The sequence below is a fragment of the Litoreibacter sp. genome, assembly GCF_039974535.1.
Taxonomy (GTDB): Bacteria; Pseudomonadota; Alphaproteobacteria; order Rhodobacterales; family Rhodobacteraceae; genus Litoreibacter.
The window spans coordinates 1-11,970 of record NZ_JBDWIU010000010.1; the positions used below are offsets into that span (position 1 = coordinate 1).

The 11,970-nt window shown below is 50.3% G+C and carries 10 protein-coding genes and 1 tRNA gene; 7 read left to right on the plus strand and 4 right to left on the minus strand.

Translation table 11 applies throughout. The features are described from left to right. The 3 genes from ABJN86_RS07530 to ABJN86_RS07540 all read left to right on the plus strand — a co-directional run. Positions 1–1,930: autotransporter outer membrane beta-barrel domain-containing protein (locus ABJN86_RS07530; RefSeq protein ID WP_348365976.1), on the plus strand; the 1,930-nt coding region annotated here is incomplete at its 5' end. A 428-nt stretch (positions 1,931–2,358) separates the two neighbouring features. Beyond that, positions 2,359–2,772 (plus strand): hypothetical protein, encoded by a 414-nt coding sequence (locus ABJN86_RS07535; RefSeq protein WP_348365979.1) that lies wholly within the window; start codon positions 2,359–2,361, stop codon positions 2,770–2,772. A 472-nt stretch (positions 2,773–3,244) separates the two neighbouring features. Beyond that, positions 3,245–3,520, plus strand: coding sequence for a hypothetical protein (locus tag ABJN86_RS07540; protein WP_348365981.1), 276 nt, complete (start codon positions 3,245–3,247; stop codon positions 3,518–3,520). A gap of 502 nt (positions 3,521–4,022) precedes the next feature. Here ABJN86_RS07540 and ABJN86_RS07545 read toward each other — a convergent pair. After that, on the minus strand, positions 4,023–5,096 hold the full coding sequence (locus ABJN86_RS07545) for a helix-turn-helix transcriptional regulator (RefSeq protein ID WP_348365983.1): 1,074 nt from the start codon (positions 5,094–5,096) through the stop codon (positions 4,023–4,025). Positions 5,097–5,650: 554 nt separating this feature from the next. Then, entirely contained in the window at positions 5,651–6,769 is a 1,119-nt protein-coding gene (locus ABJN86_RS07550) for a TIGR03032 family protein (RefSeq protein ID WP_348365986.1), read from the minus strand. 326 nt (positions 6,770–7,095) lie between these two features. On the opposite strand from ABJN86_RS07550, the gene ABJN86_RS07555 reads away from it, so the two are divergent. Continuing rightward, a complete protein-coding gene (locus ABJN86_RS07555) occupies positions 7,096–7,320 on the plus strand; it encodes a hypothetical protein (protein WP_348365988.1) in 225 nt (74 codons plus the stop codon). A 152-nt stretch (positions 7,321–7,472) separates the two neighbouring features. Here ABJN86_RS07555 and ABJN86_RS07560 read toward each other — a convergent pair. Next, positions 7,473–7,558, minus strand: a tRNA-Leu gene (locus ABJN86_RS07560). Between the two features lie 179 nt (positions 7,559–7,737). On the opposite strand from ABJN86_RS07560, the gene ABJN86_RS07565 reads away from it, so the two are divergent. Then, on the plus strand, positions 7,738–8,727 hold the full coding sequence (locus ABJN86_RS07565) for a complex I NDUFA9 subunit family protein (protein WP_348365990.1): 990 nt from the start codon (positions 7,738–7,740) through the stop codon (positions 8,725–8,727). Here ABJN86_RS07565 and ABJN86_RS07570 read toward each other — a convergent pair. Further along, positions 8,718–9,521 carry an undecaprenyl-diphosphate phosphatase gene (locus ABJN86_RS07570; RefSeq protein ID WP_348365991.1) on the minus strand — a complete coding sequence of 268 codons (804 nt, stop codon included), beginning with the start codon at positions 9,519–9,521 and terminating at the stop codon, positions 8,718–8,720. The two genes, ABJN86_RS07565 and ABJN86_RS07570, sit on opposite strands and share 10 nt — an antisense overlap. A gap of 210 nt (positions 9,522–9,731) precedes the next feature. Here ABJN86_RS07570 and ABJN86_RS07575 point away from each other — a divergent pair, with 210 nt between their 5' ends. Together ABJN86_RS07575 and ABJN86_RS07580 are read left to right on the plus strand one after the other, a co-directional pair. Beyond that, the gene (locus ABJN86_RS07575; RefSeq protein WP_348365993.1) at positions 9,732–11,165 is read left to right on the plus strand and encodes an NAD(P)-dependent oxidoreductase; all 1,434 of its coding nucleotides are present in this window, start codon (positions 9,732–9,734) and stop codon (positions 11,163–11,165) included. Positions 11,166–11,168: 3 nt separating this feature from the next. Then, entirely contained in the window at positions 11,169–11,969 is an 801-nt protein-coding gene (locus tag ABJN86_RS07580; RefSeq protein WP_348365994.1) for a hypothetical protein, read from the plus strand. Position 11,970 lies beyond the last annotated feature (1 nt).

Consider the following 11,970-nt stretch of genomic DNA (forward strand, 5'->3'; position numbering starts at 1 on the left):
GGGCAGCATCAATATTGGCGGCAACACCGCGCTCGGCGACGTCACCAGCACGACCAGTGATGGCATCTACGCCGTTGCAAGCGGCGGCGGCATCACAGTCGATACAACCGACGGCAGCGTTTCGGGCTATACTTCTGGTGTATCTGCCACAACCACATCTGATGGCGATATTGATATTACCGTTTCTGGGGCTGTTTCTGGCGGCACTGGTGCCGGTATCGATACCGACGGTACGATTGGATCTTTGACCGAAATAGCGCTGAATTCCGGTGCCACGGTGAGTGCGGTTTCTGGTCTTGCGATCAGAAACACCTACTCGGATAGTGTTATCACGGTAGGCTCGGGCGCTATCATCAGCGGTGCAATTCAACTGGGAAGTGGTAGCGATACGCTGACGTTCGATGGTGGCGATTTCAGCGCGGTGACTAGTCTTGATGGTGGCGACGATGTGTCTGATGCTGATGGATTTTCTGATACACTTAACCTGAACGGCGTGTCTGGCGTCTTAACAGGTGCAAACCTAACTGGTTGGGAGCAAATTGCTTTGGCGAGTGGCTCTGCCGTCTCGTTTGCCGATTCCAGCCTGACCACGGGTCGTTTCGCGCTGAACGCGGGAACGCAACTTAGCTTCCAGAACAATTCAGCAAGTGATGAATTTATACTGGCTGGTAACTTTTCCGGCGGTGGTCTGATCAGTGTTGATGTTGATTTCGCCACAGACATTAGTGATTTGTTTACGGTGACGGGAGATGTGACTGGGGATACAACGACAATCGCACTGAATGATATTTCTTCTGGCACCCTCACAGGCAATGATGTTGTTGTGGTCAACGTGGGTGGCGATGCGTCTTCAGATAGTTTTGCGTTGGCACAACCAGTAAGGTCTGGCGTGTTCTTGTACGATCTTGAACAACAAGGTTCTGATTTTGTCCTTGAAAGTAATGACAACTTTGTAGCAGAGACTGCTGGCCTAGAGGCTATTGGTTTCACTTTGTTGTCGTTGAACGAACTTGCTCCACTGCGCGAACGTTTGAAGCAACGAGAGTTCTTCGGAGGACCTGATGTTAGCCGTGGCAATGTATCTTTTGCTGAAACAGCGATGCCAAGTCATACGTGGATACATTTTGCCAACAGCCATGATAAATTTACGCCAGAGAGCTCAGCGACGAACTATGATGCTGAGGTGACGAACTTCAGTCTAAGGGCAGGGGTTGAATATTTGGCCTACGAGGGGACCGATGCGCGGCTCAGCTTTGGGCTTAACGGGTTCTATGGTGAGGCAAACGCGAACATCACATCGGCGACTGGTAACGGAAGTCTCGATACAAATTATTTCGGTGTTGGCTTAACCAGCACGTGGCAACACGCCAGTGGTTTTTATGTTGACGGTCAAGTTCAATATATAAACTACGATAACCAGATAACCACGACTGGGCTACCAACGGAATTTGGTGGTGATGGGTTCTCCGCCGCAATTGAGCTCGGACAAGCGATCACTCTGCAGAATTCTGATTGGGTGTTAACGCCTTCTGTGCAGCTGGCATATTCATCGGTCGAATATGACTCTTTCATCGACTCCAGTGGCCTTCTGGTCTCATCCAATCAGACCGACAGCCTAAAATTGCGCATGGGCCTTTCTGGAGACAAGATTTCTGAGTGGGAAACAGCTTCAGGCCTCCAAAGAGAGGAGATTTCGATCTTCGGTAATCTTCACTTTGAACAAGGCGCTGAGCATGACGTATTAATCGCGGGTTCGCCTCTCAAAAGCCGTTTGGAAGGCAAGTCATTTGAGGTTGGTTTGGGGTATATGCGCAGTGTCGATGATGACCGCATGTCTGTATTCATGCAGACGAACTTTACAGGTGCCTTAGAGAATGCTTCGGACAATTATGGCTTGGAGATCAAATTGGGTGGTCAGTTTACTTGGTAATGTAATGGAGCAGATTAAACTTACCACACGAGCTGGCCCCTTTAGATTGGTCAAGCGATGCGGTTGTTGCCACTGGCGAGGGCAATACTCTGATTAATCACGGAAACGTAAATGTAGCAGGGGCGCCCGAGCTTCATGATGGTAGCGCCTTGACTGCGACAGGGAACGGCAACGTCATGATCGAAACATCTGATATTTTTTTGGTATGGGATGTCTCACTTTGGCTCTGATGACGTGCAAGATAATTTCGCTACAATCATAACGCGTGACAGAGGAGCATTCGGGATTCTTCAGTGGAATCTATGCACCGAAGATAGTGGTACCATCGTGAATTCTGGGCTGATCCACGCCTTAGACACAGATGCATCCGAGATTGGCATTCAAGGTACGGGTGGCATCACCTATTTGGAACAGGGCTGAACGCCAGCGTGGAGTTTGTGGGTGGAAATGCCGGTAAAATCACGACAAGATCTGGTGCCATTTTGGTGGATGACAACGTGGTCCATCACGTAGACGCTACGAGCTTCGCTGCAATGGATCAATTGGCCCAAACGACGGCTCAAACTTTCGCGGACCCTGTGGAAAGTCGTGCGGCTTTCGCACAATCCGCCGGTGAAAACGCGGCTTCTATCTGGGGGCAATTGGTTGGAGGGGCCTTCAGAAGCGATGCAAGTGGCACAGCCGGAGGGTACTATGGCCTGCACACGGGGTATATTTTTGACACTGATGTCAACGCGGACCGTGGTTGGGTCGCGGGACTTCAGGCCGGGCGGGTCTCGGCCCCACAAATACGGTTCGTTTGCGCTACACAGGTGTTTTTGCCGATGCGCATGACTTTGTAACGAGCCCAACGCTTAAAGTTGGCGCGCGCCGGAGCATACCCCCGCTGAAGAATCCGGCTTATGGAAAGAGAGCCTTGCGAAACGAACACATCGATCACATTGCCAAACACAGTCGATCAGCTCTTGATAAAAGACCTCGGGTTACAATCTGCGCTCTCGTGTTGAGGCCCAAGTCGGTCGTTACAAAAACACCATTGATTGCCAGTTGTGTAGCCGCAAATTTGAGACATAGAGAACAGAAACCGCCATCGCCATCAAAAACCCTGAACCGCACAACGCACATGGGGCTGCAGCCTTTAAACGCATCAACAAAGTTAGTCAAAAGTCGAGACGCTGGGTCAATGACACGCTGCAGAGATCGTATGATGATACGTTTAACGACTGAAAAATATTGGTAAATTGTCTTGGCTAACGTGGGGGTGGGACACCACCCGCGTGAACCCGTCAAGCTAGAGGCATGGAATAAACACATATGTCAGATACCAACACAATGAACCGCAGAGCGCGTCGGAAAACAACCGATCTGACTCAAAAAGAGAAGATCAGGGAAGAAGATCTGCTACAAATACGCTTGGCTGACGAGGAGCTTGATGCCGCTGCCGTGTGTCTTGTCGCCACATTTATTGGTTTTATTTGCGCAGTGATAACACTGATTACCTGGTGGTCATTTCCCCTGGCCTTATCGGTGTATGTTATGACGGGATTGATGACCTCTGCGGCGGTGCTGCTGGCTCGGAGATTTCTGTGATGCGGTCGGTGACAACGAGCGATTTGGTGAACTTTGGGGCGATTGGTAACGGAAGAATCGTCACTAGTTTTTTTGATGTTGGCGAAACCAGCACGTGGTAACACGCCAGTGGCTTTTATGATGACAGTCAAGTTCGATACATAAATTACGATAACGAGATCGCCATGAGCGGGTCACCAACAGAATTTGATGGTGATGGGCTCTGAGCCTCGATCGAGGCCTATGTTGGGGGCGCATTCGCTCTACGGAATTCTGATAGGGTGCTAACGCCTTTCACATAGCTGACATATTCATCCATCGAATAACCGAAGCAATCCAAAGGAATTCGCGATAGATCACAAGTATAGAGCTGGAGTACTACGTACCTCTTTGAGGGGTAGAAGATGCTTACTTTCCCGTAAGGGGGACGCCGAGGTCTCATTCGGCCATTAACGACCTAGCCGGTAATTAGATTACGGTGTGTGCGAAAATCAACAAGGCCACGAACCGCGCGTGTCAGCCATCAAGCCGCAGACCAAAAAGACGCGAGTTTTGGCATGTCGTTATATGCAGTTTTTACGTCAATGACATGACTATCCAACTTGAGACACTCCATGCCAACCACGTCACTTGGTCTGTATCCAAAATGCTGTCTAAAAGACTTTGTAAAAACACTTTGGTCCACAAAACCATAACGTTCGGAGATGCGCTTTACACATCCATAACTATATGGCGTGTGACGCAGCTCGCGATCGATCACTTTCAACCGGTGATCTCTAACAAAATTCATCACACCGCCATCATCAGAAAACGAACGATAGATAGTGGCGCGAGACGCCCCAAATCGTGTCATCAATTGCGCCGTGCCGATATTCGGGTCATTGAGGTTTTCAAGAAGGTAATCACGCATTGATCGATGTCGTGCAGCACGCCAATCCGTGTAGGCTTCTTCGTCAACTTCTGTTGCACTCAACAACATCCGCACCAAGTTACAAATCATCTGACCGGAGATTTGCGCTTGGTTTCTGGAGGTTTTTTCAAGTTGGCCAAGCAATGAATCGATTGCCGATCTGACGACACATCCAATGGGGTTGTCAGCCTCAAAGGTTAAAATACGATGGTGGTTTGGTGGATTGTAATTGATCGCGTGTCGCGGCAATCGCAGCCCAATTGAAGCCCCTTCCTGACCCGGGGAAAGTTCATTGTTGGGATGATAGATATAGAGTTTTTTTGGGACCATCAGCGTTTCATCGTCGCCGCTTCGCAAGGGCACGTTCCCTTTTTTAACAATGCGTAGCATAACGTGATCTTGCAATTCTGGATTGATGTTGTGCAACCCATCCACAGTCATTGCGGAGTGTTCAAAGCTTGCGGCAGCAACGTCACCAAGAAGCCACGCGTTAAGTCGTAAATATGGATTTTCTGAACTATCTGCACGAGATGCATGGGCCGAGTACTTATATAGACCCTGACTAAATTCATTCATCGCTTCGAACGGGTCTAGGCCAGCGAAAGAAGTGCTGTCAAATGTCAACGGCCGTACTTCCGTCTTCTTGGGTTGGCAATTGGACTTTGTTATGCGTTCAGAAATTGGCATTTTCATGTACTCCCTTATTCCTTAACATCAAATGCGTCAAAGTGCCAAGGTTGACTCGACAAACCCTGACTTCCTAACTGCACCCGGAAGCTCAATTTTACCATATCAAAGTAAAATGTTGAGACGTTCAGACAACTACTTTGAATATGCACTGTTTTGATCAGGAACCTTATCCAATACCGCCCTTGGCTGTGACTTGAGGGAATGCCTTGCGAACTCGGATTCTGTAGTAAGAGCTTTCTAGCGAAATACTTGGGATCGGCATGCCGGAACAAATGCTTCGTGCGCTCTTTTTCAAGTGCATAGTTTACAGGGGCTTCGATCTATCTACATTCCCGCGAGCAATTTCGCCGCCAATGCGTCGAGGATGTTGCTCCATGAACGCCGTTGTCGAAAAGTATAACTGTGTGTTGAAATCCTGTGGCACTACTCCTTTTAAGCTAATGGGTAGAAAGCATCACTTAGATGATAGCCTGAGTCTAGCTGCTACGTCGCGTAACGCTTCGAAATAATCTGGCAGTACCAACCTTTTACTTTCGGCATGCATAGTCAAATCAAGACTTCGCCACCCTCATCCCTTCATATGTGATTAAGGATCTTACTTCGTCAGAATTTGGCCCAACGGCCATAGGGCAGAAAGTTTCTGGTATGACTTCCACGTCATAAATTTCTGATACATTTCCATCGATTCTGAACCAATCCACACAGGATCCTTTGCTAAGGTCAATTATCTGAACACCACACCATGGCTCTGAGTCTGCGTCGGCGAGCTTTTGGTCGAGTTCTAGACCTTCAAATCTCTTGTATCTTGGCTTCGAGAGTCCGACAAAAGCAAGTTCTCCCAAAAAGCTCAACCCTCTCAAGAAACCCGGACAAAAGGCACGTGGTTCAAAACGGCCTTTGCCTTTTTTGTCGAATACAACGACGCCAAGTTCACCTTTGCCTGAGTTTAGCAACCACAACTCGCCGTTGTGCATCCGAGGCGAATGCGGCATTGAGAGTCCTTCGCAAACGATCTTATTGGTCTTAATATCGATGACCACCCCCCCGTTTCCACGCTTATCGCGCCACCCATCAATGGTGTTGGATTTGGATACAGCCGTTGCATATCTTGGGTCTCCATTCTCCATTGCCAAGCCATTCAAGTGGCAACGGTCTTCATCAACGATCTCGGTAATGAATGGTGGGCGCCAAATTTCTTCGAATGAGTGTTTTTCCGATGGAACACAAAGGCAATTGAACCTGGTGTTCACGAAAACAGGACGGCCCGTTTGGTCCAAGCCGACATCATGCGCATCCAACCCACCCGTCACATAGGTAATTCGTGGCGCAAAGCATTTGTCGAATTTTTTGTTGGCCAATTGATCTCCGACAAGTACGTTTTCCAAGCGCATAATCTGAAATCCTGCAGTCATTGTCATGCCGACCGGGTCTTCACCCTTTTGATTTGCAGAGATACCCATGGGGCGAGGCATCACTGACTGGTGAATATTAATGCCGGCGTTCGAATTCCGGCCAATCATGTAGAGAATATTTGATTGGTAGGACGTCAAAGCGAATGACGCATTTAGACCGCGCAGACGGGCATGCAACCCGCCAGAAACAGAAAATTCGACCGTGGACTGCTTTTCTTCTTTTTCGGCCACTTGATCAATACTGGTAGCGTCCGCCATCGGCCATTCTTTCTATTGTTTGTTCCAACACGGACGTCAGATCGGTGAGTTTGACCACCATCACGATTGCCATGAAATAGAGTTAAACATCTCTTGAGATAACCCTTACACTAGATATGTTTTAGATGAGTGAAAACCATCACTTATTGTCTTAGCGTCTCAAACTTGTTGTCTCATTGTATCGCTCAACTGACTTTGGTTGAGTTACCTTTCAAGTGTTTTATGCGTGAACGCCGGCTCAATCTCGTCACCAGCTCCTGTGTCTCGGCATTCATGCCAACAGGCACGTAATACAGCGGCGACCGACTGTTCTTCGGCTGTTTACAATGTTTGGACAGGCTCAGATCGGCCCGATCTGGACCCGTCGCGGCTTGATGCCGCTCTTTTTGAGAGCATTTACTGCACCAAAGGAGACTGACTATGACGAGGAGCAAGTGAATGCCGTGCTCGCTAGGGTTCGCAACCCATCGTCGTTTGTCGCGATTGAGTTGTTGTCTGCTATCCTGCCGATGCTTGCCATAAACAACACCACTGAAGTGCAAGGCATCTAAGGCGAGGTATGGTACGCAGCATAAGTTAGGATGGGTGCTCATCTTGGCGTTGGGGGGATATTCAACAGCTTTTCCAAATGGGGCTAACGATGGGGTTCGCTGAAGTTCTTTCAATCTAACATATAGATTTTGTATTAAATAAATCAAATAATTGGTGCCCAGGAGAGGACTCGAACCTCCACGTCCATAAGGACACCAGCACCTGAAGCTGGCGCGTCTACCATTCCGCCACCTGGGCACAGGTATTGGTGGGCGGTGATTAGGTCTGTGAAGGGCAGGTGTCAACGGGATTCGGCTGCTCAATCGAATGTTTGTTGCGAATTATCCCTAGGCTAGGGGTGAGATACGCGAAAAGCGCCTTGTCTGACGAAATTTGGCTCGGTAAACCGAGTACAGCCAGCCTTGAAGGGGAACACCATGTCGAAGCTCGTCACTATTTACGGCGGATCAGGTTTTGTCGGACGCTATATCGCGCGCAGAATGGCCAAAGAAGGCTGGCGTGTGCGGGTTGCCGTTCGCCGTCCAAATGAAGCGATTTTCGTGAAGCCCTACGGTGCGGTCGGCCAAGTGGAGCCAATTTTGTGCAACATCCGCGATGACGCTTCTGTGCGTGACGCCTTGCTTGGTGCGGACGCTGTTGTGAATTGCGTGGGCATTTTGGCGCCTGTTGGAAAAAACAAATTTGACGATGTTCAGCATGAAGGTGCAGAGCGTGTAGCGCGTCTGGCGTCTGAAGAAGGTGTTGGTCGGCTGGTACACATCTCGGCCATCGGGGCCGACGTGGACAGCAATAGCGAATATGCTACGACCAAAGGCCTCGGTGAAGAGGGCGTTTTAGCGAACTTCCCAACAGCGGTAATTTTGCGCCCATCAATTGTGTTTGGGCCTGAGGATGGGTTCTTCAACCGCTTCGCGTCGATGTCGCGCTTCGGGCCAGTGCTGCCGATTGTTGGTGCCGATACGAAGTTCCAACCCGTCTACGTAGACGATGTTGCTCACGCCGCGGTTATGGGCGTTCTTGGGCAGGCCGAGGCTGGTACTTATGAGCTGGGCGGACCTGAAGTCGGAACACTTCGTGAATTGACGCAAGCTATGCTTAACGTTGTGCGTCGCCGCCGTTTGATCTTGAATGTCCCATTCTTCGCAGCTCGCATTATGGGTGGAACGTTTGACATCATCAAGATGGTAAGCGGCGGTTTGATTTCCGGTCCACTTACAAAAGATCAGGTACGCAATCTCGCCAAAGACAATGTGGTGGCCGAGGATGCGAAAGGTCTTGATGATCTAGGTATTGAAGCCACATCGTTTGAAGTGATCCTGCCTAACTACCTTTGGCGCTTCCGCCCGTCCGGTCAGTATGATGCGATCAAGGAATCCGCTCAAAACCTAAAGGCTGGTCACGAGTAGGCGAATACCAGCAGGCCAATCCCTAGGAAGACGCGATAGATCACATAAGGTGTGAAGCTGACTGTTTTCAGCAAACGCATCATGAGTGATAGCGCCAGTAGTGCGGCGACAAAGGCAAAGACCGCAGCGATTAGGCTGTCTTTGGCAAGTTGTATATTGGCAGTTGATACAACGTCGAGGCCCAATACCGCGCCTGATGCAATAATCGTTGGTATGGACATAAGCATCGACAGTTTAGCGGCGTCTTCGCGAGCGTATCCAAGCTGACGCGCGCCCGAGATGGTGGCGCCAGAACGTGACGTCCCGGGTACCAAGGCCAAGGCCTGCCAAACACCCATGATCAACGCATCTTTGATAGACCAGTCAGGTGACGTCTTTGTAGTGGCCCCCTTTTGGTCCGCCCAATACAACACAAGCCCGAAGATTAGCATTGTCCATCCAATGACCGTCACGGAGCGTAACGCTTGATCAAGGCCGGTTAGCTTGAGGACTAAGCCAAAAATCATGACTGGTATTGTCGCAATACCCAACTGCAGCGCCAGATGCGCGCCTTTGGTGTCGACCTTGCCTTGAAGTAGTCGCCCAGTCCCGCCGATGGCTATTTTGACGTCTGCCCAAAAGAACATAATGACCGCAAACAGTGTTCCGATGTGCACTGCAACGTCGATGGCTTGTCCTTGATCGTCCATGCCCGTGAGGTTGGGCAACAGAATCAGATGCCCCGAAGAGGACACGGGCAGAAACTCTGTCAGGCCTTGGATCAAGGCAACGAGTATGAGTTGGAATAGGGACATCTGCTTTGCCTCGAATCATTTTTCCTCAACCTAATGGCAGGAAAATAAATGAGAAGAACATAAGTAGGTAACTAGTATTGACCTTTATTTTGGAGGAGTGAGCACTTTTTGCTTACTTGTACGGGTAAAAAGAATTAATAGGTCAGTATAAGTTACTTTTCTTTCTGCGCGAGTAGAATTAGAGAGGCACTTCAAATCGGGAGAATTGAAATGGCTAAACAGCGCATGTTGAAGTTTGTGGATGTAGATCGGGATATGCCGGAGAAGCGGCCACCTAATTTGCGTGCGCAGGATTTTGGTGAGATTTACGCGGAATACGCGACTGCCAAAGCGGAAGAGCAAGCAAGCCGTTGTAGCCAATGTGGCGTTCCATATTGCCAATCGCACTGCCCGCTTCACAACAACATTCCTGATTGGCTCCGCCTGACAGCAGAGGGCCGTTTGCAAGAAGCTTACGAGATTTCCCAAGCCACAAACACATTTCCCGAAATTTGTGGCCGCATCTGCCCTCAGGATCGTTTGTGTGAAGGCAATTGCGTAATTGAGCAGTCGGGCCACGGGACTGTTACTATCGGCTCCGTAGAGAAATACATCACTGATACTGCGTGGGAGAATGGCTGGGTTAAGCCAGCTGCCCCATTGAGTGAACGGACCGAGAGCGTTGGCATCATTGGCGCTGGGCCTGGTGGGCTGGCGGCTGCGGATGTTTTGCGCCGTCAGGGTGTGCAAGTTACCGTATATGATCGCTACGACCGCGCAGGTGGTTTGCTGACTTATGGTATTCCGGGCTTCAAGCTGGAAAAAGATGTGGTGATGAAGCGTATCGACCAACTTGAACAGGGCGGTGTTAACTTCAAAATGAACTGCAATGTTGGCGAGGATATTTCCTTTGCGGAATTGCGCGAAACACATGACGCCATCTTGATTGCGACAGGTGTATACAAATCACGTGAGTTGCCTGCCCCGGGTGTTGGTGCGCAGGGGATCGTCCGTGCCATCGACTTCTTGACTGCCTCCAACCGCAAGAGCTTTGGCGATGCGGTCCCGGAATTCGACAGCGGTGAGTTGAACGCCGAAGGCAAAAAGGTCGTCGTTATCGGCGGTGGCGACACTGCGATGGACTGCTTGCGCACGTCTATCCGCCAGGGTGCGACGTCGGTGAAATGCCTCTACCGTCGCGACAAAGCAAATATGCCCGGCTCGCAGCGCGAAGTTGCGAATGCCGAAGAAGAAGGCGTCGAGTTTGTTTGGCTGACCGCACCTAAAGGTTTCAAAGGTGACACTGTTGAAGGTGTCATGGTTTCCAAAATGCGCCTTGGCGCACCTGATGCGTCTGGTCGCCAAAGCCCTGAGGAAATCGAGGGAGCTGACTATGTTGAAGACGCGGACATTGTCATTATGGCCTTGGGCTTTGAGCCGGAAGCGTTGCCTACCTTGTGGGATGTGCCGGAACTAGGCGTTACGCGCTGGGGTACGGTTAAGGCCGATTTCCAAACTCACGAGACTTCTATGAAAGGTGTATATGCCTGTGGTGATATTCAACGTGGCGCTAGCCTCGTTGTTTGGGCTATTCGTGACGGGCGCGAAGCTGCGGATGCGATCTTGGATCAAATCAATGCGGCGGCGCAGGTAGCAGCCGAGTGATCTATGAGCGACCAAAAGAAACTGTTGGAGTTTTCGCTCCTGCACGACGAGCACCCTCTTCGGATCGAATCCGCGGTGGGCGAAAGCTCGCGTTTGATCGTCAGTTTCACCAGCGTTGGGCACGAGCGCGACAAGTGGCCACCGAAGGAATTCGTTGGCATTGCATCGCAGCAAGGTCGCAATCATGTCATCTGCGTAACGGACATTTCGCGCAGTTGGCTGAATGCCAAGGGCATGTCGAATCTGGTTGTATCCAAAATCAGCGATTATGTGCTGGATCACAGGATTACGAATGTGATCGCGATTGGCACGAGCATGGGCGCGTTCAATGCGCTCGTATTGGGTCGCAAAATACCATTGAAGCGGATCGTCTGCTTTACGCCTCAGTATTCGGTTCATCCGGAGGTCATGCCGGAGGAAAATCGCTGGCAGTTCTTTCGCAGAAAGATCACCAATTGGCCGTTCAAGCAGATGGATGTGTTGCCCAAACCGCCAACACAAATCTACATGTTCCATGGGGATACGCCCGACGAAAAGATGCATTGGGAGCAGTTTCCAACCGCCCCGAATTTGCGTCATTACATATTCAGAGGCGCGGACCACAACTTCGTTCGCAAACTCAAAGGGGCAAATACGCTCCGCAGAATTGTGACCGTAGCGATCAACGGCCGCCCAATTCGTGTGAACAAGGTCGTTCAACGTGCAGGCGGGATTCGGCGCGCGGATTATGCGGAATACGCATTGGCGCAAGAGCATTTCGAAACGCACAGAAAGTCCAAACGCCCCAGATCTCTCAACGACTGAG

What these genes read in the sequence shown, in the direction of transcription:
- ABJN86_RS07540 (WP_348365981.1), top strand. Translation starts at nt 3,245, where the DNA reads ATGTCAGATACCAACACAATGAACCGCAGAGCGCGTCGGAAAACAACC.
- ABJN86_RS07545 (WP_348365983.1), bottom strand. Translation starts at nt 5,096, where the DNA reads ATGCCAATTTCTGAACGCATAACAAAGTCCAATTGCCAACCCAAGAAG.
- ABJN86_RS07550 (WP_348365986.1), bottom strand. Translation starts at nt 6,769, where the DNA reads ATGGCGGACGCTACCAGTATTGATCAAGTGGCCGAAAAAGAAGAAAAG.
- ABJN86_RS07555 (WP_348365988.1), top strand. Translation starts at nt 7,096, where the DNA reads ATGTTTGGACAGGCTCAGATCGGCCCGATCTGGACCCGTCGCGGCTTG.
- ABJN86_RS07565 (WP_348365990.1), top strand. Translation starts at nt 7,738, where the DNA reads ATGTCGAAGCTCGTCACTATTTACGGCGGATCAGGTTTTGTCGGACGC.
- ABJN86_RS07570 (WP_348365991.1), bottom strand. Translation starts at nt 9,521, where the DNA reads ATGTCCCTATTCCAACTCATACTCGTTGCCTTGATCCAAGGCCTGACA.
- ABJN86_RS07575 (WP_348365993.1), top strand. Translation starts at nt 9,732, where the DNA reads ATGGCTAAACAGCGCATGTTGAAGTTTGTGGATGTAGATCGGGATATG.
- ABJN86_RS07580 (WP_348365994.1), top strand. Translation starts at nt 11,169, where the DNA reads ATGAGCGACCAAAAGAAACTGTTGGAGTTTTCGCTCCTGCACGACGAG.